Source organism: Pseudomonas fluorescens (genome assembly GCF_001708445.1).
GTDB lineage: Bacteria > Pseudomonadota > Gammaproteobacteria > Pseudomonadales > Pseudomonadaceae > Aquipseudomonas > Aquipseudomonas gorinensis.
In genome coordinates this window covers 2304509-2330664 of record NZ_CP015637.1, presented here as the reverse complement: position 1 = coordinate 2330664, position 26156 = coordinate 2304509, and the positions used below count along the sequence as shown (strand labels likewise).

At 63.0% G+C, this 26156-nt stretch carries 25 protein-coding genes; 18 read left to right on the top strand and 7 right to left on the bottom strand.

Annotated features, from left to right (window positions below):
- Positions 1-83: 83 nt before the first annotated feature.
- A complete protein-coding gene (locus A7317_RS10605; RefSeq protein WP_069075753.1) occupies positions 84-1316 on the top strand; it encodes a YbfB/YjiJ family MFS transporter in 1233 nt (410 codons plus the stop codon).
- A complete protein-coding gene (locus A7317_RS10600; RefSeq protein WP_069075752.1) occupies positions 1313-2311 on the top strand; it encodes an NAD(P)H-quinone oxidoreductase in 999 nt (332 codons plus the stop codon). Before A7317_RS10605 ends, A7317_RS10600 begins: the two co-directional genes overlap by 4 nt.
- Before the next feature lie 561 nt (positions 2312-2872).
- Here the strand turns inward: A7317_RS10600 and A7317_RS10595 are convergent.
- A complete protein-coding gene (locus tag A7317_RS10595; RefSeq protein ID WP_069075751.1) occupies positions 2873-3916 on the bottom strand; it encodes a LacI family DNA-binding transcriptional regulator in 1044 nt (347 codons plus the stop codon).
- A 162-nt stretch (positions 3917-4078) separates the two neighbouring features.
- Between A7317_RS10595 and A7317_RS10590 the strand changes: the two genes are divergently transcribed.
- Genes A7317_RS10590 through A7317_RS10570 form a run of 5 tightly spaced genes read left to right on the top strand, consistent with a single transcriptional unit; the run spans position 4079 to position 8556 of the window.
- Positions 4079-5173 carry a fatty acid desaturase family protein gene (locus A7317_RS10590; RefSeq protein ID WP_069075750.1) on the top strand — a complete coding sequence of 365 codons (1095 nt, stop codon included), beginning with the start codon at positions 4079-4081 and terminating at the stop codon, positions 5171-5173.
- Between the two features lie 27 nt (positions 5174-5200).
- Positions 5201-5521 (top strand): MocE family 2Fe-2S type ferredoxin, encoded by a 321-nt coding sequence (locus A7317_RS10585; protein WP_024074781.1) that lies wholly within the window; start codon positions 5201-5203, stop codon positions 5519-5521.
- A gap of 2 nt (positions 5522-5523) precedes the next feature.
- Positions 5524-6723, top strand: a complete 1200-nt coding sequence (locus tag A7317_RS10580; RefSeq protein WP_069075749.1) for an NAD(P)/FAD-dependent oxidoreductase — start codon at positions 5524-5526, stop codon at positions 6721-6723.
- 1 nt (position 6724) lies between these two features.
- Positions 6725-7543 (top strand): sugar phosphate isomerase/epimerase family protein, encoded by an 819-nt coding sequence (locus tag A7317_RS10575; protein ID WP_069075748.1) that lies wholly within the window; start codon positions 6725-6727, stop codon positions 7541-7543.
- A gap of 50 nt (positions 7544-7593) precedes the next feature.
- Positions 7594-8556 carry a Dyp-type peroxidase gene (locus A7317_RS10570; protein ID WP_069075747.1) on the top strand — a complete coding sequence of 321 codons (963 nt, stop codon included), beginning with the start codon at positions 7594-7596 and terminating at the stop codon, positions 8554-8556.
- On the opposite strand, the gene A7317_RS10565 is transcribed toward A7317_RS10570, so the two are convergent.
- Together A7317_RS10565 and A7317_RS10560 are read right to left on the bottom strand one after the other, a co-directional pair.
- Positions 8551-10533, bottom strand: a complete 1983-nt coding sequence (locus A7317_RS10565) for a hypothetical protein (RefSeq protein ID WP_069075746.1) — start codon at positions 10531-10533, stop codon at positions 8551-8553. The two genes, A7317_RS10570 and A7317_RS10565, sit on opposite strands and share 6 nt — an antisense overlap.
- Positions 10534-10593: 60 nt before the next feature.
- A complete protein-coding gene (locus A7317_RS10560) occupies positions 10594-11466 on the bottom strand; it encodes an undecaprenyl-diphosphate phosphatase (RefSeq protein WP_024074786.1) in 873 nt (290 codons plus the stop codon).
- Positions 11467-11645: 179 nt separating this feature from the next.
- Here A7317_RS10560 and A7317_RS10555 point away from each other — a divergent pair, with 179 nt between their 5' ends.
- Both A7317_RS10555 and A7317_RS10550 read left to right on the top strand, forming a co-directional pair.
- Positions 11646-12152 (top strand): GNAT family N-acetyltransferase, encoded by a 507-nt coding sequence (locus A7317_RS10555; protein WP_041161159.1) that lies wholly within the window; start codon positions 11646-11648, stop codon positions 12150-12152.
- Between the two features lie 80 nt (positions 12153-12232).
- Positions 12233-12499: a hypothetical protein gene (locus A7317_RS10550; RefSeq protein WP_069075745.1), complete on the top strand. Its 267-nt coding sequence runs from the start codon at positions 12233-12235 to the stop codon at positions 12497-12499.
- Here the strand turns inward: A7317_RS10550 and A7317_RS10545 are convergent.
- Positions 12496-13437, bottom strand: coding sequence for a GlxA family transcriptional regulator (locus A7317_RS10545; RefSeq protein ID WP_024074788.1), 942 nt, complete (start codon positions 13435-13437; stop codon positions 12496-12498). The genes A7317_RS10550 and A7317_RS10545 overlap by 4 nt on opposite strands.
- Positions 13438-13609: 172 nt before the next feature.
- Between A7317_RS10545 and A7317_RS10540 the strand changes: the two genes are divergently transcribed.
- From A7317_RS10540 to A7317_RS10530, 3 genes are all read left to right on the top strand, one after another.
- On the top strand, positions 13610-14239 hold the full coding sequence (locus A7317_RS10540) for a TetR/AcrR family transcriptional regulator (RefSeq protein ID WP_069075744.1): 630 nt from the start codon (positions 13610-13612) through the stop codon (positions 14237-14239).
- Entirely contained in the window at positions 14236-14913 is a 678-nt protein-coding gene (locus tag A7317_RS10535) for a type 1 glutamine amidotransferase domain-containing protein (protein WP_069075743.1), read from the top strand. Before A7317_RS10540 ends, A7317_RS10535 begins: the two co-directional genes overlap by 4 nt.
- A gap of 79 nt (positions 14914-14992) precedes the next feature.
- Positions 14993-16117, top strand: coding sequence for an alkene reductase (locus A7317_RS10530; protein ID WP_069075742.1), 1125 nt, complete (start codon positions 14993-14995; stop codon positions 16115-16117).
- A 340-nt stretch (positions 16118-16457) separates the two neighbouring features.
- Here A7317_RS10530 and A7317_RS10525 read toward each other — a convergent pair whose 3' ends face one another.
- Positions 16458-18431, bottom strand: coding sequence for a sigma-54 interaction domain-containing protein (locus A7317_RS10525; protein WP_069075741.1), 1974 nt, complete (start codon positions 18429-18431; stop codon positions 16458-16460).
- Between the two features lie 185 nt (positions 18432-18616).
- Between A7317_RS10525 and A7317_RS10520 the strand changes: the two genes are divergently transcribed.
- Genes A7317_RS10520 through A7317_RS10510 form a run of 3 tightly spaced genes read left to right on the top strand, consistent with a single transcriptional unit; the run spans position 18617 to position 21358 of the window.
- Positions 18617-19633: a Gfo/Idh/MocA family oxidoreductase gene (locus tag A7317_RS10520; RefSeq protein WP_069075740.1), complete on the top strand. Its 1017-nt coding sequence runs from the start codon at positions 18617-18619 to the stop codon at positions 19631-19633.
- A complete protein-coding gene (locus tag A7317_RS10515; protein ID WP_024074776.1) occupies positions 19633-20412 on the top strand; it encodes a TIM barrel protein in 780 nt (259 codons plus the stop codon). The genes A7317_RS10520 and A7317_RS10515 overlap by 1 nt, the downstream gene beginning before the upstream one ends.
- A 19-nt stretch (positions 20413-20431) precedes the next feature.
- On the top strand, positions 20432-21358 hold the full coding sequence (locus A7317_RS10510) for a sugar ABC transporter substrate-binding protein (protein ID WP_069075739.1): 927 nt from the start codon (positions 20432-20434) through the stop codon (positions 21356-21358).
- A 76-nt stretch (positions 21359-21434) separates the two neighbouring features.
- Here the strand turns inward: A7317_RS10510 and yghU are convergent, their stop codons facing one another.
- Both yghU and A7317_RS10500 read right to left on the bottom strand, forming a co-directional pair.
- Positions 21435-22268, bottom strand: coding sequence for a glutathione-dependent disulfide-bond oxidoreductase (yghU, locus tag A7317_RS10505; RefSeq protein ID WP_069075738.1), 834 nt, complete (start codon positions 22266-22268; stop codon positions 21435-21437).
- A 44-nt stretch (positions 22269-22312) separates the two neighbouring features.
- Positions 22313-23548 (bottom strand): MFS transporter, encoded by a 1236-nt coding sequence (locus A7317_RS10500; RefSeq protein ID WP_069075737.1) that lies wholly within the window; start codon positions 23546-23548, stop codon positions 22313-22315.
- A 100-nt stretch (positions 23549-23648) separates the two neighbouring features.
- Here A7317_RS10500 and A7317_RS10495 point away from each other — a divergent pair, with 100 nt between their 5' ends.
- Genes A7317_RS10495 through A7317_RS10485 form a run of 3 tightly spaced genes read left to right on the top strand, consistent with a single transcriptional unit; the run spans position 23649 to position 25755 of the window.
- Positions 23649-24611, top strand: a complete 963-nt coding sequence (locus A7317_RS10495; protein WP_069077386.1) for an AraC family transcriptional regulator — start codon at positions 23649-23651, stop codon at positions 24609-24611.
- Complete coding sequence (mug, locus tag A7317_RS10490; protein ID WP_069075736.1) at positions 24608-25120, top strand: G/U mismatch-specific DNA glycosylase; 513 nt, start codon at positions 24608-24610, stop codon at positions 25118-25120. The genes A7317_RS10495 and mug overlap by 4 nt, the downstream gene beginning before the upstream one ends.
- Before the next feature lie 38 nt (positions 25121-25158).
- Positions 25159-25755, top strand: a complete 597-nt coding sequence (locus A7317_RS10485; RefSeq protein ID WP_069075735.1) for a glutathione S-transferase family protein — start codon at positions 25159-25161, stop codon at positions 25753-25755.
- Positions 25756-26156 lie beyond the last annotated feature (401 nt).

Here is a 26156-nt window from a genome sequence, read left to right as displayed (position 1 = left end):
CGCCATGACGCGTAATCGCTGCATTATTGCATCGAAAAACCTGGATATGCTGGGCGCCAGAGAAAATACCCAGGACCACCGTCATGCCCGACACTCATCCCCCCTCTCGCACGGCCTTGTGGCTGCCGATTTTCGCCGGCCTGTGTGCCAGCCTGGTCAGCATCGGCCTGGCGCGCTTCGCCTACACGCCGTTGATTCCATCGCTGATCCAGGCCCACTGGTTCAGCGCTAATGATGTGGTGTACCTCGGCGCCGCCAACCTGGTGGGTTACCTGATCGGCGCGCTGATCGGCCGGCCTATCGCCCAGCGCACCTCGAACAGGACCGCGCTGCGCCTCATGATGCTGGCGGTGACCCTCGCGTTCTTTGCCTGTGGCTTCCCGCTGTCGGTAGTGTGGTTCTTCGCCTGGCGCCTGCTGTCGGGGATTGCCGGTGGCGCGATCATGGTGCTGGTGGCCGCGACCGTGTTGCCCCATGTACCGGCCGCACGTCGGGGCCTGGCCAGTGGGGCGATCTTCCTCGGCATTGGCCTGGGCATCGCCGGCTCCGGCACGATAGTCCCCCCGCTGCTGAGCCTGGGCTTGCAGCAGACCTGGTTCGGCCTGGGCCTGTTGGCCGTGGTGCTGACCGCCGCCAGCTGGTTCGCCTGGCCTTCGGGCACGCTGCATGAAGATGCGCGGCCCTCCGGCCCGGCCGTCGCGACGCCATCCGGGGTGTACCTGCTGTTCGCCCAGTACGCCTTTATGGCCGCAGGGCTGGTACCGGCGATGGTGTTCCTGGTGGATTACGTGGCCCGTGGCCTGGGGGCCGGGGCGCATATCGGCGCGATGATCTGGGTGATGTACGGCCTGGGTTCGATTGTGGGGCCGGTCACTTACGGGTTCCTCGCAGACAAACTGGGCGCGCGCTTGAGCATTCGCGTGGTGCTGGTGGTGCAGGCGATAGCGGTCGGGTCGTTGCCGTTTGCCGGCTCGTTGACGGCCCTGGCGGTACTCGCGGTGCTCCTCGGTTCTTTCCCGCCGGGCATTGTGCCGTTGGCGCTGGCACGGGTGCATGAACTGATCCCCAGCCATCATCAGCAGCAGGTCGCGTGGAGCCGTGCCACGGTCTCCTTTGCCACTTTCCAGGCGCTCTCGGGGTTTGCCTATTCCGCCCTGTTCAACTTCAGCGGTGGCCAGCATGGGTGGTTGTTCATGATCGCCGCCGGGGCGATAGTGGTTGCCCTGGCACTCGAACTGGGCATGCGCCTGCTGAACCGCCGACCGTCCGCCGCGGTCCCACCCCATACGCTCATCGCTGCAGGTAATCTGAAATGACGCTCCCGAAAGAAATGACCCTGATCGAAATCACCACCCCCGGTGGCCCCGAGGTGCTGCAGCCGCGCCGCGCAGATGTACCGGTGGCGGGCCCCGGCGAGATCCTGATTCGCGTGCATGCGGCCGGGGTCAACCGCCCCGACGCCCTGCAACGCGCCGGCAAGTACCCGATGAAACCTGGCATGAACCCGCTGCCTGGCCTGGAAGTGGCAGGGGAAGTCGCCGCGCTGGGCGACGGCGTGACCGAATACGCCCTGGGCGATAAGGTCTGCGCCCTGACCAACGGCGGCGGCTATGCGCAGTTCTGCACGGTGCCCGCCAGCCAGGCGCTGCCGATCCCCGCCGGCATGGACTGGATTCAAGCCGCTGCCATACCGGAAACCTTCTTCACCGTGTGGGCCAACCTGTTCGGCCTTGGCGGCGCGCACACCGGCCAGCGCGTGTTGATCCACGGTGGCAGCAGCGGCATCGGCACCACCGCCTTGATGCTCTGCCGCGAGTTCGGTATCCAGGCCTTCGCCACCGCCGGCAGCGCCGACAAATGCGCGGCCATTGCCCAGCTTGGCGGCGAGCCGATCAATTATCGCGAGCAGGATTTTGCCGAGGTCATCGCGCAACAGACCGACGGCCAGGGCGTGGACGTGATCCTCGACATCATGGGCGGCTCGTACCTCAACAACAATCTCAAGGCCCTGGCCATGGACGGTCACCTGGTGATGCTGGGCTTCCTCGGCGGCGCCAAGGCCAATGATGTCGACCTGCTGAGCATTCTCGGCAAGCGCGCGGTGATCACCGGCTCGCTGTTGCGCGCGCGCACCAAGGATGAGAAAGCCGCGATCGCCCAGCAACTGCGCGAATATGTGTGGCCGGTGCTGGAGGCCGGGCGGTGCCTGCCGATCATCGACAAGGTGTACGAATACACCGACGCCGCCCAGGCCCATGCACGGATGGAAGGTGGGGACCATATCGGCAAGATTGTATTGCGGGTGGAGTAACCGGCAGGCAACACCTATTAAATGTGGGAGGGGGCTTGCCCCCGATTGCAGTAGGTCAGTCAATGATGCTGTGACTGTCATACCGCTATCCGAGCATGGGTGTCTGCACAACTTTCAGGCTGAAAAATCTCTTGGGGGTGAGGGAGCTTGGTTCCGTGGCGGCCTCTGGGCCGACCGCTTTTTTGGAGTTTTAGCGAGTACATATCCGTTGCTGCGGTAACGGCTGCTTAGGGTTCCGCTCTTACAGCGGGTCACTTTTGGAAGAGCGCCAAAAGTAACCAAAAACGCTTCGCCCCAACACTCGGCACCTCGCCTAGGCTCGGTGTGCCCGAACGCAGGCTTTGGAGCGTGGGCCGCCGTCATGGGCCATCCCTGGCCCAGGACGGCTAACCCGGCGTCCTGCTTGCTCGCGAAAAACGTCAACGATAACGCGTGTTTCCTGAATCAACGCGGCGCCTGTGAGTTTTTCGCGAGCAAGCTCGCTCCTACAGAAGGCGATGTACGCTTAACTGAACGGCATTAGGGCTTGCCCCTCCCACATTTGATCCCCCTGTCTCAGGCTCACATGTTCTCCGAGGTGACAATCTGCGGCGCGATATGCACCCGATGCCGCACCGGATCAAACCCCTCGGCACTCTGCAATTCCACCAGCAACTGCACCAGCGCGTTCGCCGTCTGCCTGGGCTGTGAATCCATTACCACATCGATCAACCCCTGGCTCAGTGCCTGGCGTGACAGCGCCGTGGACTCCTGCAAGATGCAGCACAACGCCGGGCGCTTGGGCAGCTGCGCCAGGGCGCTGATGATGCCGTCGCCGCCGCCGCCGACCACACACAGGCCGCGCAGGTCGCTGTGGCGGGTGAGCAGGTCGAGGGTGGCTTCTTCGGTGATGTCACAGTTGTCCAGGTTGATCAGCGGCTCCAGCGGTTTGAGCCCAGGTGCGTGTTCGGCCAGGTAGCTGTGCAGGCCTTCGACCCGTGCCTGGTGACCGAGGAAGCGATGGCCGCCGAGCAGGATCCCCACGCTGCCTTTGCGTGCGCCACAGGTGCGGGCGAGCAGCCAGCCCATGGTGCGGCCGACCACGTGGTTGTCCTGGCCCACGTAGGGTTCAAGGGCTTGCTCGTGAATATCCGAGAGCAGGGCCACCACCGGCACGCCGGCCGCGCGGATCTGCGCCAGGCAGGCGTTGATCAGCGGGTGGGCGAAGCTGACCACGGCGAGGGCGTCGCACTGCACGGCCAGTTGTTCGATCTGCGCGACGATGGCGCTGGGTGTGCGGTCGTTGATGTAGTCGAACTGGCAGGTGAGGTTGGTGGTGGCGTGATGCTGCGCCGCCTCGCTGATCGACTGCGCCAGGTGGGCATAGAACGCTTGGGCGGTACCCAGCAGCAGAATGCCGAAGCGATAGGTCGGCCGGCGTTCGCGGATGCGTTGGCCGATCAGCCGCGCAGCAAAATAGCCCACGGCTTCGGCGGCCTGGAACACCTGCTCGGCCGTCTGCGGATTGACTGGCGCGCGCGCATTCAGCACGCGGTCGACAGTGGCCACACTCAGGCCCGCATGGGCGGCGACGGTGGCGATGGTGGGGCGTTTATTGTTGTTCATGACAGCCCTCTTGAGCGTCTTGATAGAAAACTATCAAGCCCCGCTGGGCCTGGATGATAGCTTGATAGGGAATGGATTCAAGGCCTTGAGGGTGATTTAGCCGCACTCTATCGTTGGTTTCGCAAAGCACCTGAAACCTCTCGCTTGCGGAGAACAATAACAATGCCTGAACACACCGCTCATCACGCTCGGCGCGACTACAGCCTCACCGGTCCCGAAGCCGCCCGCGCGGCGGAAAAAGGCCTGGTCTCGGCCAGTTGGTACCAATCGCCGATTTCCCGTAAACGCATGAAAGAACTGATGCAACGCCGCGACGCCCCGGCGTTGCTCGATACCGCTATTTGGGTGACCGCGCTGTTCGCCACCGGCTTCGGCGGCTACTGGTTCTGGGGCACGTGGGCCTGCGTGCCGTTCTTCTTCGCCTATGGCGTGCTGTACGGCACCGCGTCCAACCCGCGCTGGCACGAAACCGGCCACGGCACCGCATTCAAGACCCGCTGGATGAACGACGTGCTGTACCAGGTCGCGAGCTTCATGTGCATCTTCGAGCCCCACGTGTGGCGCTGGAGCCATGCCCGGCACCACACCGACACGATCGTCGTCGGCCGCGACCCGGAGATCGTCGAACCACGTCCGCCGAGCCTGCCGATGATGGTGCTCAGCCTGTTCAACCTGCCCCTGGCCTGGAAGACCTTCAGCGGTGTGGCGCGCCATGCGATCGGCCAGATGAGTGCCCAGGAGCAGGACTTTATCCCGGAGTCCGAGTGGCCCAAGGTGTTCCGCGCCGCGCGTATCTGGGTCGGCATTTATGCGCTGGTCATCGGCACTGCGTTGTACTTGCACAGTTGGCTGCCGCTGATGCTGGTGGGCCTGCCGAGCCTCTACGGTGCCTGGCTCGGTTACGTGTTCGGCCTCAGCCAGCATGTGGGCCTGGCCGAAGACGTGCTCGACCACCGCAGCAACTGCCGCACGATCTACATGAACCGCGTGCTGCGTTTTATCTACATGAACATGAACTACCACCTTGAGCACCACATGTACCCGATGGTGCCGTACCACGCATTGGCGCAATTGCACGAAGAGATCCGCAACGACTGCCCGCCGCCGTACGCCAACCTGTTCGAGGCGTACAAGGAAATCATCCCGACGATCTGGAAGCAGCGCAGCGATTCGACTTACTTCGTCCAACGTCCCATCGGCCCCAGTGCTGAACCGGCCGCCAGGGCCCCGATGCATGCAGAAGCCACTGCCGGCTGACACCCTCCAATAACAAGAGAAAACGCCATGAACGATCAATGGATCGACGTCTGCGCCGTGGGCGAAATAGACGCAGAAGACGTGCTGCGCTTCGATCACGGGCCGCACACCTACGCGGTGTTCCGCTCGGCGGACAATGAGTTTTTCGCCACCGCCGGCCTGTGCACCCACGAGAAAATCCACCTCGCCGACGGCCTGGTGATGGACCATGTGGTCGAATGCCCCAAGCACAACGGGCGCTTCGATTACCGCTCCGGCAAGGCCTTGGGCGCGCCGGTGTGCGTCAACCTCAAGACCTACCCGGTGCGGGTCGAAGCGGGGCGGGTTTTGCTCGCCGTCACGGCCTGATGATGACCGCCGCCCTGATCATCGTCGGCGCCGGCCATGCCGGTGGCCGCGCGGCATTGACCCTGCGTGAAGAAGGCTACAGCGGGCGCCTGATCCTGATCGGCGACGAGCCGCACGTGCCCTACGAGCGGCCGCCCCTGTCCAAAGGGCTGTTGCAGGGCAGCATGGACCTGGCCGGGTGCAGCCTGTGCGACAGCGCGCGGCTGGCCGAGTTGGGCATCGAACATATCGCCGGTAACCCGGTCCGCCAATTGGACCCGCCGCAACACCGCCTGCAACTCGCCGACGGCCAGTGGCTGTCCTACGCCGGCCTGTTGCTGGCCACCGGGGGCAGGGCGCGGCGTTTGCCCCAGGAACAGGCCAACGTGCTGTACCTGCGCACCCACGATGAAGCGCTGGCGCTGAAATCCGCGTTGCGCCCCGGAGCGCGGCTGGTGATTGTCGGCGGCGGGTTTATCGGCCTGGAAGTGGCGGCGACGGCGCGCGGCCTGGGCTGCGAGGTGACGGTGCTCGAAGCCGGGCCACGCTTGGCGGGCAGGGTGCTGGCGCCGGTCATCTCCGAGGCGCTGCTGAAGCTGCATCGCCAACACGGCGTCGACGTGCGCCTGAATGTGGCGCTGGAGTCGATCCATGCAGAGGCGGTGCAACTGGTGGATGGGCAGTGGCTGCCCTGTGACCTGGTGGTGGTCGGCATCGGCATGCAACCGAATATCGAGCTGGCCGTGGCGGCGGGGCTGGAGGTGGGGCAGGGCATTCGCGTTGACACGCACCTGCGCACCGGTGTGCCGGACATCTACGCGGCAGGGGACGTTTGCGAGTTTCGCCTCGGCGGCGAGTACCAACGCCAGGAAACCTGGCGCAACGCCGAGGCGCAAGGGCGGCATGCCGCGCTCAACATGCTGGGGCGCGACGAGCCGTTCGAAACGCTCCCCGGTTTCTGGTCCGACCAGTACGACTGGGGGTTGCAGACCGTGGGCGTGATCACGCCGCTGACCGTCAGCCGTGTATTGCCGGACGCGGGGCTGCTGCTGTTCTACCTCGACGCCGACCATCGCCTGCAAGGCGCCTGCGGCTGGGGCCCCGGCAATAGCGTGGCCAAGGATGTCAAGCTGTGCGAACGGCTGATCAGCGCGCGCATCGCCCTGAACCCTGCCAGCCTGGCCGACCCCCACGTGTCCCTCAAACACCTGCTGCGAGGCTGATATGCGCCAATTCCTGGTATTCCAATCCTTGTGGGCGATGCACACCGAGCCCGGCCCTCTGGAGGCCCAACTCGACCGTATCAAAGCCGCCGGTTTCGACGGCATTACCGATCACTATTGGCAAGCCGCCGATGTGGCGCGACTGCACGCCGCCGCCATGGCGCGGGGCCTGCAGATCGAAGGCCAGTTGTTCCCGCAAAGCGTCGACGACCTGGCGACCGCGCTGGATGTGATCAGCCGCCACGGCTGCCACCACCTCACCCTGCAAGCCGATGTGCGCCCACGTACCCAAACCGAGGCCGCGCGTTTGATCGAAGGCTGGCAACGCCTGGCCGAGCAGGTGGACTTTCCGGTGCTGTTGGAAACCCACCGCTATCGCCTCACCAACGACCTGCTGTTCACCCTCGACCTGCTGACGCAGATGCCCGACCTGAAACTGCTCGCTGACTTGTCCCACTACGTGGTCGGGCGCGAATTGCCCGAGCCCGGCGCCGTTGAAGACGATGAACAGATCCGCACGATCCTGCAGCACAGCTGGGGCTTTCATGGGCGTGTGGCCAGCAGTGAACAGGTGCAAGTCTCCCTGGCGTTTCCCCAGCACCAAGCCTGGGTGCAACGCTTTACCGAGTGGTGGCGCTACGGGATCGAAGACTGGCTGGCTCGCCCCGAAACCCCGCAAAGCCTGTCCTTCACCTGCGAACTGGGCCCGCCGCCCTATGCCATCACCGGCGCCGATGGGCATGAAATCAGTGATCGCTGGGCCGAGGCGTTGAAGCTCAAGGCATTGATTCGCGACGTGTGGCAGGAGTGTCGGAAATGATCTGCTAATCTGCGCGGGTTCACTCTCGCCCTTTAGCCTGGACTTCCACTATGTCGACTTCGTCTGTTCAGCCGCCTCTTGAGCCTCAGTCCGTCTGCCACCCCATCACCAGCAGCGCGATTTTCATGGTTGCCACCGTCGCGCCTGGCACTGAAGACAGCGTGCGCGCCTGGTGCGCGGACATCGCCGGGCTGGTGCGCTCGGTGGGTAAACGCGTGCCGGCGGGCAACCTCACGTGCGTCTGTGGCTTCGGCTCGCAGGCTTGGGACCGGCTGTTCGGCGCGCCACGCCCGGCCTCGCTGCATCCATTTCGCGAGTTCGGGGTGCCAGGGCGCATGGCAGTGTCGACGCCCGGCGACATCCTGCTGCACATCCGTGCCGAACAGATGGACCTGTGCTTTGAACTCGCCACCCAACTGATGACGGCCCTCGGTGACAGCGTCAAGGTCGTGGATGAAGTCCAGGGTTTCCGCTACTTCGACATGCGCAGCATCATCGGCTTTGTCGACGGCACCGAGAACCCGGTGGGGCGCAAGGCCGTGGGCTTCACCATCGTCGGCGACGAAGACCCCGAATTCGAAGGCGGCAGCTACGTGCTGGTGCAGAAATACCTGCACAACATGACCGCCTGGAACGGCCTGACCGTGGAAGCCCAGGAAAAGGTGATCGGGCGCACCAAGTTGTCGGATATCGAGTTGGACGATGCGGCCAAGCCGAGCAATTCCCACAGCGCGCTGACCGTCATCACCGACGAGAACGGCGAAGAAGTGAAAATCCTGCGCGACAACATGCCCTTCGGCCGTCCGGGCGCCGGGGAGTTCGGCACCTACTTCATCGGTTACGCACGCTCGCCGCAGCCACTGGAGCAGATGCTGGAAAACATGTTCGTCGGCCGCCCGGCGGGCAACTACGACCGCTTGCTCGACTTCAGCACGGCGGTCACCGGCGGCTTGTTTTTCGTGCCGTCGGCCGATCTGCTCGACGAACTGGCGGAGCGCAGCCCCGGCCTATAGGACCACCTCGAAATACCGATAGCTGATGGCCTCGAGCGGTTGGGCTATGTGTTGGCGGTTGGATTCCTGCACGGTGAGCCCGGCTTTTATGTAGGCCAGTTGCGGTGGGGCTGACAGGTAATCGGCAAGGTTGGCTTCAGCGCCCGGGAGGTCCGTGTAGAGATGAATCTGCTCTTCGGCGATCACGCCCTCGACGGTTTCGGTGATGTTTTGCCGGATAACGCCGCTCAGGAAGGTCGACAGAATCAACGTGTCGACAATCGGTACGCCGTCATAGGGAATCCCGCAGTGGGCCGGTCCGTTCAACAGCACCACGGGTTGGATCGAGAGCTTGTCAGGCAGCGGGAAATTGGCTTTCAGGCACTGTTTTCTAAAAGACTTTTCATGTTGTCGGATACCCTCGATTTTGCGTGTCAGTTGCGCGCAAGCCTCGATGACCTTGTCTCGATGCTTGAAGGTGCTCAGCGTATCGGCAGGTTGCAGGAAGCATTTTACTTCGCCGACCACCAGCGTACTGCCGATCAGCATCAGCAGGTCGATGTCCTCATACGGGGGCGTAGCGGCCTTCGGTAAGTTGAATGTGAAGGCATGCGGCATGATTCGAATGTGTTTTTTCAGGCGCGAGTCCTGGGCATAGCGTTCCAGGACCTGACGCGCATGGGTTTCGAACGAGTTGCCGCGCGCCGCCAGGTCGGCGCCCATCTGTCGCAACCAGATATTCACGTTGCGTTGGGTGGTGCCCCACAGCAGCGGCGTGAATAACACCAGCAGTTTATCGTCGTTGTAGGGGATTAACGGTTGCGTCCACAACTCGTTCTTACCGGTATCCGATTTGTCGGTGTGATCAAAGGTCAGGAAATCAATCAGTGCCCGGCTACGTGCCAGGTCCACTCCCAGGGATTCGGATACCGCATTGAGCAACGCGGTTCTATCGACCATCGGTGCAGCCACATGCACCAGCAACGAGTCGCCCAACGGTGTTTCAGGTGGCGCCTTGGGGGTATCCAGCAGGCATCTTGCCAGGCTGCACAGGACGGCCCAGCACCTGACCACGTCATGGAGGGTTGCTCCATCCAATTTGGGCGCCTGGAAGGCGGAATATCCGTTGTAGTACGGTTCCAGGGCCTCATGGATGATCAGGTAGGTGGCCAGGGCTGAGCGCTGGACCTCTGCGTCATCGGCGAGGTGGTAGTGAGTGACGCCCTCACGGTGGGTGATCGCACAGACAGGTCGCACAATCCCCAGTTCGGTGTGGGAATTTTGCGTGTAGTGCCTGCTGAAGTGCATGATCCGCGCGGTTGTCTTCGAATGAACGAGAATATTGCGCCGAAATTGACTGATGACCTTCCAGGCGGCGAAGTGCTGATTGCCTGGCGTGAGCAAGATCCTGGCACCGTGCTCGAATCTGTAGTCGTTCCACAGGCAGTCCTCCCAGTGCTCTTCAAGCACACCGTAAAAGGCACCCAGTTGATAGTCGTGGGCGACACGCTTGAGGTCGAAATGCGTGGTGCTGATATCCGGTTCTGACGCATCGCCTTTTTCCGCCAGCACCATCTGGATGGGCATTTGCAGCCCGTCGATATCGGCCTGGGCAACCTCATCGATCGAGTGCTCTGTACCCTGGTTGTCGGAAAACTTGGGCACCAGTTGCTGGCGCGTGATCTCGGCCGGATCGAGGTCACCGATGTTTTCGCGAATCTCCTTCGCGGCCTGCTCATACATCATGGCGTTCAGGTTGGCATGGGTGATGAACGCCAACAGTTTGTTCTTCTTGGGGATCTGCCGGTCAGCGGCAAAACTCAGCTGTTTGCGCAATTCACCAAACGCGCGGTAAAACCACAGGCCGGCTTGATGCAGGCTCTTGTCCTGTGCGTCAGCGGCGTCGGGATCCAGCGCTGCGTTCCACCGGTCAGGGTGGAAGCTGTGTTGGTTGGGACGTGAAATTTTCTGGTGTTGTACGCGTTTCAAGAAAGACATGTTCAGCGACCACTCCGTTGCGATCACTGAACTCTACCAGACGAATAGCTGCGCCTCGGGTCAGCTCAGCAAGCCGGTACTGACCGCCACAATCAGGAACACCCCGAGCAGCGCGCGGTAGATCACAAAGGGCCAGGTGGAGAAGCGCTCCAGGAACTTCATCAGGCCCCAGATCGCAAAGAACGCCGACACGCTGGCCACCACCAGCCCAAACAGCAAATGCGGCCAGGCGTGGGCGGGCATGTCGGCGTGCAGCAGCACCCACAGCTCCTTCAGGCCGGCGAGGGCGATGGCCGGCAGGCCCAGCAGGAAGGAAAAGCGCGCGGCTTCTTCGCGTTTGAAGTTAAGGAACAGGGCTGCGGTGAGGGTCGAGCCGGAACGCGATACGCCTGGAATCAACGCGCCGATCTGGGCGACACCGACGATCAACGCATCCCGCAGGCGCATCTGGCTGACGTCCCGTGTATGCCGGGCACGCAGCTCGGCCGCCGCCAGCAACACCGCCATCACCACGCAGGAAATGCCGATCACCATCAGCCCGCGCAACGGCGAGTTGCAGGCATTCAAGGTCGAGGACAGCGCCAGGCCGGCAATGCCGATGGGGATCGTCGCCAGCACAATCGCCACAGCCAGCTTGAACCAGCGGTCGTTGTAGTCACCCCGGCGTACCGCGCCGATGCTGCCGGTGGTCACTTGGTGCACATCGCGCCAGAAGTAACTGACCACCGCAGCCAGCGCCGCCAACTGCATCGCCGCCGAAAACGCCGAGCCCGGATCTTGCCAGCCGAGCAGGGCGGGTATCACGCGCATGTGGGCGGTGGACGACACCGGTAACAACTCGGTAATGCCCTGGATCACGCCCAGGATAAAGATTTGCAGGTAATCCAGAGAGGCGAAGCCCACATCCAGGCCGGCGGAACAGACGTTGGTCAAAATAGGTGTCCTTGAGAATAACGGGCGAGTCGGCGAAGTTTATTCCAAATGTTTCAAGAATTCGGCCAATGCAATCGCTATTTGCAATCGGTTCAGCAAGTAGAAAGGTGGAGACCGCTATTGGACTGGGGCGGGGTTTTGTGAACAATGGCGCCCTGTTTTTTTTCACCGAGAGCCCCATGCCTGAAACCACCGTTGAATTGATCCAGACCGGCCCCGAAGCATCCGAGTTGATCCGCAATCTTTACCAGTACTACGCCTACGAGTCGTCGGACTGGGAGCAGGAAGATGTCGAGGCGGACGGTCGTTTCTACATCCATGACGAACACCTGAACCGCTATTGGCAAGACCCGCAATGGAGCGCCAACCTGTTGCTGGTCGACGGTTATATCGCCGGCTTCCTGCTGATCGAGGGCAGCGAAGTGCCGGGCATCCATGCCTTGGAACTGGCCGACCTGTTTATTCTCAAGCGCTATCGTCGCAAGGGCATCGGCAGCGCGATCGCCACCCAGGTGCTGTGCAGCGGCGAGGCCGATTGGCTGGTGCGTTTCTATGACCAGGATGAAGTGTCCCAGGCATTCTGGCGTACGGTGCTGGATAACCTGCCACGCCCGGTGCAGGCCATCGAGCTGGACGATGACCCGCAGTTGACCAGTTACCTGATTACCCGGGCGGCGTTGCATTGAACACAATGTTGAACTTAAACGCGGCGGCCTGTTCCTAATCTCGCTGGCCGTTCTGGCCCTTAATTTCACAAGGATGCGAAATGCACACAGTGTCTTTTTCCAAATACCTCGTTGGCGCTGCGCTGCTGCTGAGCTTGGGCGGTTGCGTAACGATGTCGGGTGACTACGATGTCACGGCCGTCGACGCCTCGGGCGCTCCGATCAACATGGTGATGACCAGCCACGGCAGCGCTATCTATTCCTCGCGCAATATGTTCTGCCAGAACTTCCCGAAAGCCACGGTGACCATCCGTGACCTCAAAACCGGGGAAGAACTCAAGAGCGAAAGCCCTTACCACTGCCGCTAGGCACGCGTATTGAACAGCGCCTGTTGCATCGCCTGGGGCGGTTGCCCGAAAGCACGTAGAAACGCCTGGCGCATGCGCTCGCGATCACCGAAGCCGGTTTCGCGCGCCACCACTTCCACGGGGTGACGGCTGGTTTCCATCATCGCCCGCGCGGCTTCCACGCGCAGGGCTTCGATGGCTTTGGCCGGCGTCTGCCCGGTTTCTTCGCGAAATACCCGGCTGAACTGGCGCGGGCTCAGACGGGCGACGTCGGCCAAGGCGTCCACGGACAGATCGTGGGTGAGGTTCTCACGCGCGTAGGCCAGGGCCAGTTGCACGCGGTCGGACTTGGGGTCCAGTTCCAGCAAGGCGGACAACTGCGATTGTTCACTGCCGCGACGCTGGGCAATCACCAGCTTGCGCGCGATGCGCCGGGCGAGGTCGCTGCCCAGGTCGTTTTCCACCATCGCCAACGCCAGGTCGACCCCGGCGCTCATGCCGGCACCGGTCCAGATCTGGCCGTCGACGATGAACAGCTTGTCGTCTTCCAACTGGATAGCCGGGTAGCGCTTGCGAAAAGCCGGCGCATGAATCCAGTGCGTGGTGGCGCGCTTGCCTTCCAGCAACCCAGCCTCGGCCAGCACGAAAATGCCCGTGCACAGCGAGGCAATCCGCCGCGATTGCAGCGACGCAGCCTTGACCAGCGCCAGCAGGTTCGCTTCCGGCAGGCGAAATTCCAGGTAACCGCTGACGATCAGGGTGTCATAGCCTTCGGGCCGAATCGGCGTGGTATTGACCGAGAACCCCTGGGACGTCATCACCGCGCCGCCGCTTTCCGACACCAGGTGAAACTCATAGGCCGGCTCACCACGCAGCAGGTTCGCGCACTCGAACACCGAGCCCAGGCTGAGGCTCAAGGATTGGAAGTTCGGGTAAACCATCAGCGCAACGCTGTGCATCGCATGTCTCCTGGGGCGTGGGAGAAGGGATTGTCGGTGGCTGCCGGGAAAACGGCAACCGCCTTTGCAGCGTGTCCGGAATCCTTGCGGATATGACATTGTGAGCGTAAGGCTCGGCTCCTAACATTCACTCCACGCACTAGACGACTGGTCTAATCGGGCGGAGTGAAGCATGAACAGCGAAACCAAAAGTGCACGGCAGACCATTCTGGAGACGGCGCAATCGATTGTGGGCCGCAAAGGGTTTTCCGCCGTGGGGTTGAACGAAATACTGCAAGCCGCCGATGTGCCCAAAGGTTCGTTTTATCACTACTTCGATTCCAAGGATGCATTTGGTGTCGTCTTGCTTGACACCTACTTTGATCGCTACGTGCAGGGAATGGCGCAACTCTTCGCCCAGCCGGGGTTATCCCAGCAGGCCAAGTTGATGCGCTATTGGCAAGCCTGGATCGACAACCAGACCGGCTGCACCGATGCAGGCAAATGCCTTGCCGTCAAACTCGGTGCGGAGGTGTCAGACCTTTCAGAGCCCATGCGATTGGCGCTGCATCGTGGCACCTCGCGCACTATCCAAATGCTCGCCGAGGCCATGCAGCGCGGCGTTGAAGACGGTTCCCTGGTGCTTGAACACAGCCCAAGGGATCTCGCCCATCAGCTGTATGCGTTATGGCTGGGCACCAGCGTCATGAACAAGATCACCCGTACGTCTGCGCCTTTTGATCAGGCGCTGTGGCTGACCCGACAGATGTTGGGTTGCCCTGAACACACTGACATTCACATCGATCGAGGCACTGGAACATGAAAGTATTAATGGTACTGACCTCTCACGACCAACTGGGCGACACCGGCCGCAAGACCGGCTTCTGGCTCGAAGAATTTGCCGCGCCGTACTACGCGTTCAAGGACGCCGGGGTCGAGGTGGTCCTGGCATCCCCGGCCGGCGGCCAGCCGCCCCTGGACCCGGTCAGTGACGCACCCGATGCACAAACCGAACAAACCCGCCGCTTTGCCGCCGACCCGGCTGCGCAGCAGGCCCTGGCCAACACGGTCAAATTGGACACGGTCAACGCTGACGACTTCGACACCGTGTTCTACCCAGGTGGCCACGGCCCGCTGTGGGACCTGGCGGAGTCGCCGGTTTCCATCGCCCTGATCGAGTCCTTCGAGCGGGCCGGCAAACCTATCGGCTTTGTCTGCCACGCGCCGGGTGCCTTGCGTCACGTCAAGGCGGTCAATGGCGAGCCGCTGGTCAAGGGCCGTCGCGTCACCGGCTTCTCCAATTCGGAAGAGAAGGCGGTGGGCTTGACCGATGTGGTGCCGTTCCTGATTGAAGATGATTTCAAGGCCCTGGGCGGCAAGTATGAAAAGGGCGCGGATTGGCAGTCCTTTGTCCTCGAAGATGGTTTGCTGGTCACCGGGCAGAACCCTGCCAGCTCCAGTGATGTGGCCAAGGCCCTGCTGAAACTCACCGCTTAAACCCCTGACACGCTGGATGGCTTGGCGACTCCCTGGAGTCGCCAATGCCTTCGCTTGTCCTCAATTTGGAAGTTCTCGAATGACCCACTCTGTTTTAAGTACCCCGATTTCACTGGGGCATCACACCCTGAACAACCGTGTGGTGCTGCCGCCCCTGACACGCCAGCGCAGCGCGCAACCCGGCGATATCGCCACCGACCTGATGGCCGAGTATTACCGCCAGCGCGCGACGGCCGGCTTTATGGTCAGCGAAGGCACGCAGATTGAACCGCGTGGCCAGGGTTACGCCTGGACGCCAGGCATCTACACCCCCGCGCAGATTGACGGCTGGCGCAAAGTCACCGACGCCGTGCACGCCGAGGGCGGGGTCATCTTCGCCCAGTTGTGGCACGTGGGCCGCGTGTCCCATAACGCCTTGCAGCCCGACGGCGCCGCACCGGTTGCGCCGTCCGCACTGGCAGCCGAGCAAGCCAAAGCCTTTATCGCAACCGGGCCGGGTGTGGGCGAGCTGATGCAACCGCCGGTGCCCCGTGCGTTGACCACCCAAGAGGTCAAGGCACTGGTCCAGCACTACGCCCAGGCGGCACGCAATGCACTGGACGCAGGGTTTGACGGGGTCGAGATTCATTCGGCCAACGGCTACCTAGTCAACCAGTTCATCTCGGCCCACGCCAACCAGCGTGACGACGAATACGGCGGCTCACTGGATAATCGCCTGCGCTTTTTGCGTGAGATCGTCGAGGCGGTGTGCAAGGTGGTGGGGCCGGAACGGTTGGGCGTGCGTTTTTCGCCGCTGTTCAGCGGTACCGATGAGGACCGTGTGTATATCGGCCTGGTGGAAGAAGACCCGCATCACACCTACATCGAAGCGATCAAGGTGCTGCAAGCCTCGGGCATCGCCTATGTCTCCATCGCCGAAGCCGACTGGGACAACGCCCCCGTGTTGCCCGACACCTTCCGTGAAGCCGTGCGCAGCACCTTCAGCGGCCGCATTATCTATGCCGGTCGTTACACCGCTGAACGCGGCGCGAAACTGGTGGAAGCCGGGCTGGCGGATTTGATTGCCTTCGGACGGCCGTTCATTGCCAACCCGGATCTGCCGCAGCGGCTATTCAACGGCTGGCCGTTGAATCCGCTGCGAGAAGAGGGGATGTATGGTGGGGGGGAGGTGGGTTACATCGACTACCCCGTCTATTCCGAATAGTCACGCAATCAATGTGGGAGGGGGCTTGTTTCCGTGGCGGCCTTCGGGCCGACCATGTGGTTGGATTTGACCGAGTACATATCCGTTGCTGCGGTAACGGCTGCTTAGGGTTCCGCTCTTACAGCGGGTCACTTTTGGAAAAGAGCCCCAAAAGTAACCAAAAGGGCTCTTGCCCCACCACTCGGCACCTCGCTTAGGCTGCTTGCTCGCGAAAAACTCACAGGCGCCGCGTTGATTCAGGAAACACGCGTTATCGTTGACGTTTTTCGCGAGCAAGCTCGCTCCTACAAAAAAGCCTTAACTGAACGGCATTAGGGCTTGCCCCTCCCACATTTTGAATTTACGCGCCGCGAAAATCGCCGGCATTCAGGCCGAATCGACTCATCTTGTTGTACAACCCACCCCGCGATACGTTCAGTTGCCGGGCGGCCAGGCGGATGTTGCCGCCGGTGCTTTTGAGCGTGGCGACGATGGCGTGCATTTCGTGGCTGCTCAGGTCCTGGGCGGGCTGAGGTTCGTGGTGGCGCAGCGTGGCGCGCGGTCTGGTTTCCAGAGGCAGATCGGCCGCCTGGATCCACTCGCCTGTCGCCAGGTTGGTGGCGCGCTCGATGCTGTTTTCCAGCTCGCGCACATTGCCCGGCCAGGCGTAGGCCGAGAGCAATTCCAGCGCATCCGGGGCAAAGCCCTGCACCGCTTTACGCAGCGAACGAGCACAGCGTGTAAGGAAGTGCCGCGCCAGCAACGGGATGTCTTCACGGCGCATGCGCAACGGCGGTACGGTCAGGTTCAGTACGTTGAGGCGGTAGTAGAGGTCTTCACGGAACGCGCCTTCGGCCACCGCCTGGCTAAGGTTGCGGTGGGTCGCGGCGATGATGCGCACGTCCACCTGCCGTGAGTTTTTCGCGCCGACGCGGGTGATCTCGCCTTCCTGTAATACGCGCAGCAGGCTGACCTGAGCGTCGAAGGACATATCGCCAATCTCATCCAGAAAGATCGTACCGCCATCCGCCAGTTCAAACTTGCCCGCCGACCCGCCACGGGCCGAGCCGGTGAATGCGCCTTCGACATGCCCGAACAGCTCGCTTTGCACCAGATCGCGTGGGATCGCGCCGCAGTTGACCGCCACGAACGGGCCGTTGGCGCGGTCGCTGGCGTTGTGGATGGCCTGGGCGAACAGTTCCTTGCCGGTGCCGCTTTCGCCGAGGATCAGGGTGGTGGATTCACTGCGACTGGCGATACGCCCCAGGTGCAGCGCGTCCTGGATCGCCCGCGACGTGCCCTGGATGGTGTCGAAGGTATAGCGGGCCTGGGTGCTGATGATGCGCCGGGTGATTTCGCGGATGCGGCGGTTCTCGCGCAGTGACACGATCACCCCGCCCTGCTCCAACGGGCACACCGAGACCAGGCAGGCGAGCTGGCTGCGGTCGTGCAGGTGGAAGGTGCAATCGAGGTCACGCACCGACTCACCGCCGCGTAGAAGAATGGCGTCACTCAACTCACTGCGGCCCAGGCGCTGGAACGGGCTGCCGATCAGTTCCAGCCCCACTCCGAACAGTTGCCGGGCATAACGGTTGAGCGCCTTGATGCAGCCACGCTCATCGAGCACCACCAGGCCCTCGTTGAGGACTTCGAGCACGGTTTGCTGCTCTTCCAACAGCGCTTGCAGGGCCATCTGACGAGAGACCGCTTCGGCGGCGGCTTGCACGGTGCCGAGGGTGTGAAAGTGAAACCAGCCGGGCTCGGCAGTGAGGGTCAGCATCGCCAGGGTCTGGCCCTGGGCATTCCTGATCGGCGCGGCGGCGCAGTGCATGCGGCGTTGGCGCAGGCCACTGCCGAAGTTCTCCTCGGCCAGCACGTACACCAGGCGGTCTTCGGCCAGGGCCAGGCCGGTGCAATTGGTGCCCTGGACTGATTCGAGCAGGCGACTGCCGACGGGGGTGATGTCCAGCCCGCAGAAATACAGGGTGATGCCGTCGGCGTCGGTGAGGTTGATATGGCCGCGAGGGTTGTAGGCCAACAAGCCGTGCATGACTTGCGCGGCGGCGGCGATCAGCACGCGGTGGCTGGCCAGGGTGGTCGCCAGCGTGTCGGCGGCGGCGAAGCGGTATTGGCTGTCCTGCGGGTCGATACCAGCATCGACACTGCGCCGCCACGAGTCCCAGATCACCTGGCGCACCTCGACCGGGCGCTGCACCTGACCGGCCAGGCACGCGCGCCACGCGTGTTCCAGCGCGGCAATGGGGCCGTCGTTCAGCGCCGCCGGCCCCAGGGCCGTCAGGTAGTCGAGGTCTTGCATGCTGAACGCCATGCTCATCGTGAGGTACCCATGTTCATGTTTTTGACATGTCAGTATAGGCATGTCATCAGAATGAACACATTTTGTTTATTGTATTTTATAAACTGTTAATTATCAGTTACTTATAAATTGGCATAACCTTTGCTCCTGCCCCTTTGCCAGTCAGGGCTGTCCTGCGGCCAACAATAAAAAGGGGTCATTTCATGAGTACACAGAACATCCGCCTGGGCTTGATCGGTGCTGGTCGCATGGGAAGCTTCCACGGCTTGACCGCTGCGCGACACATCCCCGGCGCGACCCTCGCCGCCATCGCCGACCCCACTCCCGGCCAAGCCGCACGCCTGGCAGCCGAACTGGGGGTGGACAAGGTCTACACCGACCCGCAGCAGTTGCTCGACGACCCGGACATCGACGGCGTCCTCATCGCCGCCCCCGCCCGCAGCCACGCCGAACTGGTGATCAGCGCCGCTCGCGCCGGCAAGGGGATCTTCTGCGAAAAACCCATGGCCATCACCCTCGACGAAGCCGACCGCGCCATTGCCGCCGCGGCCGATGCGCGCGTGCCGCTGCAGGTCGGTTTCAATCGGCGCTTCGCCAAGAGCTTCCGCACCGCCCACCTCGACGTGGCGGCCGGCCGCATCGGCACGCCGCAGCTGTTGCGCTCGCTGACCCGCGACCCGGCACTCAATAACCCGGCCAATTCGCCGCAATGGGTGATCTTCCTGGAAACCCTGATCCACGACTTCGACACCCTGCGCTACCTCAACCCCGGTGCCGAAGCGGTGCAGGTGTATGTGATGGCCGACGCACTGATCGCGCCGGAGTACAAAAGCAAAGGCTTCCTCGACACCGCCGTGGTCGCGATCCGCTTCGACAACGGCGCCATCGCCACCGCCGAGGCCAACTTCCAGGCAGTGTACGGCTACGACGTGCGCGGCGAAGTGTTCGGCAGCGCCGGCATGCTGAGCATGGGCAGCCTCAACGACTCCGACCTGGTGCGCTACCTGGCCCAGGGCATCCAGGCCGACACCCAGCGTATGGACACCGACCTGCTGCGCGACGCCTACATCGCCGAACTCAACCACTTTGTCGACTGCTTGCGCAGCGGCGCCAAGCCCATGGCCAGTGGTGAAGACGCGCGCGCCGCCCTGGCGATCGCCCGCGCCTGTATCGAGTCGTTCGAAACCGGCAGGGCCGTGGCCGTGCAGGGAGCCCGCTGATGAGCCCGTTCAAACTGGCGATCAGTGCCGAGATGGTGTTTCTCGACTTGCCCTTCATCGAGCGCGTGAAGCGCATCCACGCACTGGGTTTCAGCGCCGAGATCTGGAATTGGACCCACAAGGACATCAGCGCCCTCGCCGCCACCGGCGCCGATTTCACCTCGATGACCGGCTATATCAGCGGCAGCCTTACCGACCCCGACGGCATCCGCCAACTGCTCGACAGCGCGCGCGAATCCATCGGCGTCGCCGAGCGCCTGAACTGCCCCAGCCTCAACCTGCACGGCACCGGCCTGGGTGACGGCGGCCTGCCGGTGCAGCCCGTGGGCCAGACCACCGGGCGCATGTGGCTGAGCGCGTGCAAGACACTGGAAAAAATCGCGCGCCTGGGCGAAGACGCCGGCCGCGTGTTCCTGCTGGAAAACCTCAACACTGAGGTCGACCACCCCGGCGTTCCGTTCGCCCGCGCCGACGACACCCTGGCGCTGATCGAAGCGGTGGGCAGCCCGCACCTGAAGATGAACCTGGACCTGTACCACGCGCAGATCGGCGAAGGAAACCTGATCGAACTGATCCAGCGCGCAGGCAGCGCCATCGGCGAAATCCAGGTGGCCGACGTGCCCGGGCGCAAGGAGCCTGGCACCGGCGAAATCCACTACCCGGCCATTGCCAGGGCCCTGCACGCCATGGGCTACAACGGCGTGGTCGGCCTCGAAGGCTGGGCCAGCGGCGACAGTGAGTTGGCCCTGGAGCGTTTCCGTCAAGCGTTCACCCTATAACAATAAAAGGAACACCCTCATGCATCGCTATTCATTGCTTGTTGCTGCGTTTTTACTGCTGTTCAGCCAATGGACCTTCGCCGCGTATCGCATCGGCGTGAGCATCGCGCGGGTCGACGATAATTTCATGACCTACGTGCGCACCGGCCTGGAAAATGCCGCTAAACAACAGGACGTGCAGATCCAGTTCGAAGACGCCCAGGGCGACGTGGTGCGCCAGCTCAACCAGGTCGAAGGCTTTCTCAACCAGAAAGTCGACGCCGTGATCGTGCTGCCGGTGGACACCGCCGCCACCGCCAACATGACCCGCGCCGCCGTGGCGGCCAAGACGCCGCTGGTGTACGTCAACCGCCATCCGGATGAGCGCACCTTGCCCAAGGGCGTCGTCACCGTGGCGTCCAACGATATCGAAGCCGGGCAATTGCAGATGCGCTACCTCGCGGACAAACTCGGCGGCAAAGGCCATGTGGCGATCATCATGGGCGACCTCGCGCAGAACGCCACCCATGACCGCACCGAAGGCGCCAAGCAGGTGCTCAAGGACTTTCCCGGCATCAAGGTGGTGGAGCAGCAAAGCGCCGAGTGGCAACGCAGCAAGGGCATGGACCTGACCAGCAACTGGTTGCTGGCGGGCACGCAGTTCGATGCCATCGTGGCCAACAACGATGAAATGGCGATTGGCGCGGCCATGGCCTTGCAACAGGCGGGCAAGGCCAAGGGTGAGATCGCGATTATCGGCATCGACGGCTTGCCCGACGGCTTGGCGGCGATCAAGCGAGGCATGCTCACCGCCTCGGTGTTCCAGGACCCCAAGGCCCAGGCCACTCAGGCAGTGCAGTCTGCGATCAAGATGATCAAGGGCGAGCCGATCGAGTCGGAGGTGTGGGTGCCGTTCGAGCTCATCAAGCCTGAACAGGTGGCGGTGTTCGAACAGCGCTACAAATAAATCGAAGATAAGGACATCCAACTGTGGGAGGGGCAAGTCGAACCCTCGCCCCGCCCCTCCCACACGTGGAACTCAATCAGTCCAGGTCACTTGCGTCATGCCGCTCGGCCAACTGCTCATGGGGCTCGCCCGACACCCGATTCACCCGCCGCCCACGCTGCACCGCCGGCCGCGCTTCAATCGCCTCCGCCCAGCGCTGTACATGTTTGTACTCATGCACCGACAGAAACTCCGCGGCCCCATACAAGCGGCCTTTGACCAGCCCGCCGTACCACGGCCAGATGGCAATGTCGGCGATGGTGTATTCATCCCCGGCGATGTATTCGCTCACCGCCAGGCGCTGGTCAAGCACGTCCAGTTGGCGCTTGGTCTCCATGGCAAAACGGTTGATCGGGTATTCCATCTTGCTCGGTGCATAGGCATAGAAATGCCCGAAGCCACCGCCCAGGTAAGGCGCGCTGCCCATCTGCCAGAACAGCCACGACAAGCACTCCGCGCGGGCCGCTGGCTCGGTGGGGAAGAACGCGCCGAACTTCTCGGCCAGGTACTGCAGGATCGCGCCGGACTCGAACACGCGAATCGGCTGGGCGCCGCTGTGGTCCATCAAGGCCGGGATCTTGGAGTTCGGGTTGACCGCGACAAAGCCGCTGCCGAACTGGTCGCCATCGCCGATCTTGATCAGCCAGGCGTCGTACTCCGCGCCGCGGTGCCCCAGGGCCAGCAATTCTTCAAGCAAGATGGTGACCTTCTGCCCGTTGGGCGTGGCCAGGGAATACAACTGCAACGGGTGCTTGCCGATTGGCAGTGTCTTTTCATGGGTGGCGCCGGCAATCGGGCGGTTGATGCTGGCGAAGGTGCCGCCGCTTTCGGTGTCCCAGGTCCAGACTTTCGGGGGTACATACTCGGTCATGCTTACGACTCCAGCAGCGTTTGCGATCAGCGAAGCGCTTGAGACTAAACCAAAGACGGGTGGTGCGTCACACTCCCCGCCTCAGCGTGCCGGGGTACCTGCACACGCAGGGCGATCAACAACGCCGCCAGCAGCATCAAGCAACCCGCGCCCAGAAACACCCCGTCGATGCCGGTGGCACTGAACATCGCACCCCCGCCAGCGGCACCCGCCGCGATTGCCGATTGCACCGAAGCGACCACCATGCCACCGGCACTTTCCGCCTGATCCGGCACCGCACGCGCCACCCAGTTCGACCACGCTACCGGCACGCCGCCGAAGGCCATGCCCCACAGCGCCAGGAGCAACGCCTGGCCCGGCAGCGATGCCGGCAGCAGCACCAGGGCCAACGCAGCGACGCCCACCAGGACCGGCATCAACACCAGGGTTCCACGGGGATTGCGCACCAGCAACCACCCGGCCAGCAGCGTGCCGACAAAATTCGCCACGCCAAACCCCAGCAGCATCAGTGCCAGCCCTTGGGGGCCGACCCCGGTGGTGCTTTCCAGGAACGGGCGAATGTAGGTAAACAGCGCGAAGTGCCCGGTGTGCACCAGCACGCAGCCGAACATGCCCACGGCAATGCCGGGGCGCAGCAGTACATCAAGCACGGTGCGCAGGCGTGCGGTGCCACGGGGTGCCAGGCGTGGCAGTGTGAACAGCTGGAACGCCAGGGTCACCACGCCAACGGCGGCGGCAGCGACAAACGCGCTGCGCCAGCCGTACAGGCCGCCGAGGTAGCTGCCCAACGGCACTGCGACGACGGTACCCAGCGCAATGCCGCTGAAGATGATCGACAGGGCACGGGGCAGCAACGCCGCCGGTACCAGGCGCATCGCAACCGCCGCCGCCATGCTCCAGAAACCGCCAAGGGCAATGCCCAGCAAGATGCGCATCAACAACAGCACCAACAGGCTGGACGAGAACGCCACCAGCAGGTTGGACGCAATCATCAGCGTGGAGAACCCCAACAGCACCAGGCGCCGGTCGATACCGCGCGTCAGGCCAGGCACCAGCAACCCGGCGAACAAGGCCACCACCGCCGTGACCGTGACCGCTTGCCCGGCCAACGCTTGAGACACGCCCAGGTCCAGGGCCATCGGCGTCAGCAGGCTGGCCGGCAGGTACTCCGCCGTGAGCAGGCCGAACACGCCCATCGCCAGGGAAAACACCGCCATCCACGCCGGCGTGGTCGGTTCTACCCTGCAATCGACAGGGGCATGGGACACACAATCATTCATCACAAGACATCCTCAGGCATTAGCGTGACGGCCAGTCTAGGTTCCGCTCTCTGGATGATCTATGATTAAAACCCTTGAGTTTTTGACCGAAACCCCGAATATGCCAACCGACAACGCGTTCGCCCTGTCCTCCGAACTGATCAATGAGCTGCTGCGCAGCATGCGCCTGCGCGGCGTGCAGTACCGGCGCATCCAGGCCGGGCCGGTGTTCGGTATCGGCTTTGCGGCCAAGCCGGGGCACGCGTATTTCCATTTTCTGGCCGCCGGCTGCGCGACCCTGCGCCTGCAGGACGGCAGCCTCTTTGAGTTGTCGGCCGGTAATGCGGTGTTCATCGCCCATGGTGGCGCCCACGCGTTGTTGTCCAAAGCGGATGACCCCGTGCAGGACATCGCCAGCTTCGACGCCGCACCGCTGGGCGATACCGTGTGTGCCGTGAATGCCTCGCCCGATGAGCCGCCCAGCACCCTGCTGTTCAGCGCCTGCATGGAGTTCGAGCTCGACAGCATCCAGGGCCTTGGCAACCTGATGCCGGCCTTGATGCTGATCGACGCCGGGGGCCAGCGTTACCCCGGCTTGATGCCGATCCTGGCGGTGATGGAACGCGAAGTCTCCAGTGCCCGCGTCGGTTATGCCGGCATCCTCGCGCGCCTGGCCGATGTGGTGGCGGCGATGATCGTGCGGGGCTGGGTCGAATGCGCCTGCGCCAATGCATCGGGCCTCGCGGCCGCCTTGCGCGACACCCGGTTGGCGGGCGCCCTGCTCGCCCTGCACCAGCAACCGGGGCGCGACTGGAGCGTGGCCGAACTGGCGGCGCACTGTCATACCTCACGTTCGGTGTTCGCGGATCGTTTCCAGGCCACCCTGGGGGTACCACCGCTGCGTTACGTGACCGAACTGCGCATGCGCCTCGCCAGCCAGTGGCTGACCCTGGAGCGCCTGCCCATCGAAGAAGTGGCGTACCGACTCGGCTATACCTCCCAGGCGGCCTTCAGTCGCGCCTACAAACGCATCACCGGGCAACCGCCGGGCGCCAGCCGCCAAGGCTTCAGGAGCCCGGCATGAACGCCGGGCTGGAAGACATCCTCGCCGACCACCTGAACGTGGTGTTCTGCGGCATCAACCCCGGCAAGGGTTCCGCTGCCCTCGGCCTGCACTTCGCCAACCGCAGCAACCGCTTCTGGCGCACCCTGCACCTGGCCGGTTTCACCCCCCATGAAATCCGCCCCGAGCACGGCCGCACGCTGTTGCACTACCACTGCGGCCTGACCACGTTGGTGGAACGCCCCACGGCCAGCGCGGGTGAACTGGCGCGACATGAGTTCACACAGGCGGCGGCGGGCTTCGAACAGAAGATCCGCCACTACGCGCCGCGCTTCGTGGCGTTTCTCGGCAAGCCCGGCTACAGCGCGTTAAGCGGCCAACGCGAGATCGGCTGGGGCTTGCAGCCAAAGGTGTTGGGCGGTGCGTCAGTGTGGGTACTGCCCAACCCCAGCGGGCGCAACCTGGCGTTCAGCCTGGAGCAGTTGGTGCAGGCGTATCAACAATTGCGCCGGGCGACCGAGTGCCCTTAATCTCTTGAGCTCGTCACCCTGATAGCAATGGAGGCTTCATGAAACTGATCGGCATGCTGGACTCGCCTTACGTACGCCGCGTGGCAATTTCCCTGGACTTGTACGGGGTGGATTTTGAGCATGAACCCTTGTCCGTGTTCCGCACCTTCAACGAATTTGCGCAGATCAACCCGGTGGTCAAGGCGCCTACCCTGGTGCTGGACGATGGCACGGTATTGATGGACTCCAGCCTGATCCTGGACTACCTCGAAGCCTTGGCCCCGACTGACAGGAAGCTGCTGCCCCAACAACCGACGGCACTTGCCAAGGACTTGCATGTTCTGGGACTGGCGCTGGCAGCCTGTGAGAAGAGCGTGCAGATCGTCTACGAACACAACCTGCGCCCGGCCGAGAAACTGCATGCACCCTGGCTTGAGCGCGTGACCGGCCAACTGCTCGCCGCCTATGCGTTGCTGGACAAGCAAGTGGGCAACAGCGAAGCACTGACCCAGGCCTCGATTACCGCGGCGGTTGCCTGGTCGTTCAGCCAGTTCACCGTGGCATCGGTGGTCAAGGCGGATGCGTTTCCTAATCTGCAACGGCATGCCGAGCGGCTGGAGCAGCATCCGGCGTTCAAGCGTTACCCGATTGAATAAGCGATGCAGTTCAAATGAGAGAGGAGGCCTGCCCCCGATGGCGGTGGTCAGTGACGGACGAACTGACTGATACACCGCAATCGGGGGCAAGCCCCCGATAGCCATGGGTATCAGGAGCAACTTTGTAGCAGCCCCGGTAACCACGATGCGAAGCGAGCCGCTCTTGATCTTGCCGTTGCTTTAGATCTTGCTTTTGATCTTGATCTCAGGCGCCCCGTTAAACCACGCTGGCCGGAATTCGATATTGATTTGGGGGGTAAACCGGCAGGGATGCCGGTTTAGCCGCCCCGCGCCATGGATGGCGCGTGGCGGCGGCCCCCCAAATCAATGTCGGATTGCGGGCACACCGAGCCTAGGCGAGGTGCCGAGTGGTGGGGCAAAGCGTTTTTGGTTACTTTTGG

Excerpts from the sequence above, each read along its gene's own strand:
- A7317_RS10605 (WP_069075753.1), top strand. The coding sequence starts at position 84 with ATGCCCGACACTCATCCCCCCTCTCGCACGGCCTTGTGGCTGCCGATT.
- A7317_RS10600 (WP_069075752.1), top strand. The coding sequence starts at position 1,313 with ATGACGCTCCCGAAAGAAATGACCCTGATCGAAATCACCACCCCCGGT.
- A7317_RS10595 (WP_069075751.1), bottom strand. The coding sequence starts at position 3,916 with ATGAACAACAATAAACGCCCCACCATCGCCACCGTCGCCGCCCATGCG.
- A7317_RS10590 (WP_069075750.1), top strand. The coding sequence starts at position 4,079 with ATGCCTGAACACACCGCTCATCACGCTCGGCGCGACTACAGCCTCACC.
- A7317_RS10585 (WP_024074781.1), top strand. The coding sequence starts at position 5,201 with ATGAACGATCAATGGATCGACGTCTGCGCCGTGGGCGAAATAGACGCA.
- A7317_RS10580 (WP_069075749.1), top strand. The coding sequence starts at position 5,524 with ATGACCGCCGCCCTGATCATCGTCGGCGCCGGCCATGCCGGTGGCCGC.
- A7317_RS10575 (WP_069075748.1), top strand. The coding sequence starts at position 6,725 with ATGCGCCAATTCCTGGTATTCCAATCCTTGTGGGCGATGCACACCGAG.
- A7317_RS10570 (WP_069075747.1), top strand. The coding sequence starts at position 7,594 with ATGTCGACTTCGTCTGTTCAGCCGCCTCTTGAGCCTCAGTCCGTCTGC.
- A7317_RS10565 (WP_069075746.1), bottom strand. The coding sequence starts at position 10,533 with ATGTCTTTCTTGAAACGCGTACAACACCAGAAAATTTCACGTCCCAAC.
- A7317_RS10555 (WP_041161159.1), top strand. The coding sequence starts at position 11,646 with ATGCCTGAAACCACCGTTGAATTGATCCAGACCGGCCCCGAAGCATCC.
- A7317_RS10550 (WP_069075745.1), top strand. The coding sequence starts at position 12,233 with ATGCACACAGTGTCTTTTTCCAAATACCTCGTTGGCGCTGCGCTGCTG.
- A7317_RS10545 (WP_024074788.1), bottom strand. The coding sequence starts at position 13,437 with ATGCACAGCGTTGCGCTGATGGTTTACCCGAACTTCCAATCCTTGAGC.
- A7317_RS10540 (WP_069075744.1), top strand. The coding sequence starts at position 13,610 with ATGAACAGCGAAACCAAAAGTGCACGGCAGACCATTCTGGAGACGGCG.
- A7317_RS10535 (WP_069075743.1), top strand. The coding sequence starts at position 14,236 with ATGAAAGTATTAATGGTACTGACCTCTCACGACCAACTGGGCGACACC.
- A7317_RS10530 (WP_069075742.1), top strand. The coding sequence starts at position 14,993 with ATGACCCACTCTGTTTTAAGTACCCCGATTTCACTGGGGCATCACACC.
- A7317_RS10525 (WP_069075741.1), bottom strand. The coding sequence starts at position 18,431 with ATGAGCATGGCGTTCAGCATGCAAGACCTCGACTACCTGACGGCCCTG.
- A7317_RS10520 (WP_069075740.1), top strand. The coding sequence starts at position 18,617 with ATGAGTACACAGAACATCCGCCTGGGCTTGATCGGTGCTGGTCGCATG.
- A7317_RS10515 (WP_024074776.1), top strand. The coding sequence starts at position 19,633 with ATGAGCCCGTTCAAACTGGCGATCAGTGCCGAGATGGTGTTTCTCGAC.
- A7317_RS10510 (WP_069075739.1), top strand. The coding sequence starts at position 20,432 with ATGCATCGCTATTCATTGCTTGTTGCTGCGTTTTTACTGCTGTTCAGC.
- yghU (WP_069075738.1), bottom strand. The coding sequence starts at position 22,268 with ATGACCGAGTATGTACCCCCGAAAGTCTGGACCTGGGACACCGAAAGC.
- A7317_RS10500 (WP_069075737.1), bottom strand. The coding sequence starts at position 23,548 with ATGAATGATTGTGTGTCCCATGCCCCTGTCGATTGCAGGGTAGAACCG.
- A7317_RS10495 (WP_069077386.1), top strand. The coding sequence starts at position 23,649 with ATGCCAACCGACAACGCGTTCGCCCTGTCCTCCGAACTGATCAATGAG.
- mug (WP_069075736.1), top strand. The coding sequence starts at position 24,608 with ATGAACGCCGGGCTGGAAGACATCCTCGCCGACCACCTGAACGTGGTG.
- A7317_RS10485 (WP_069075735.1), top strand. The coding sequence starts at position 25,159 with ATGAAACTGATCGGCATGCTGGACTCGCCTTACGTACGCCGCGTGGCA.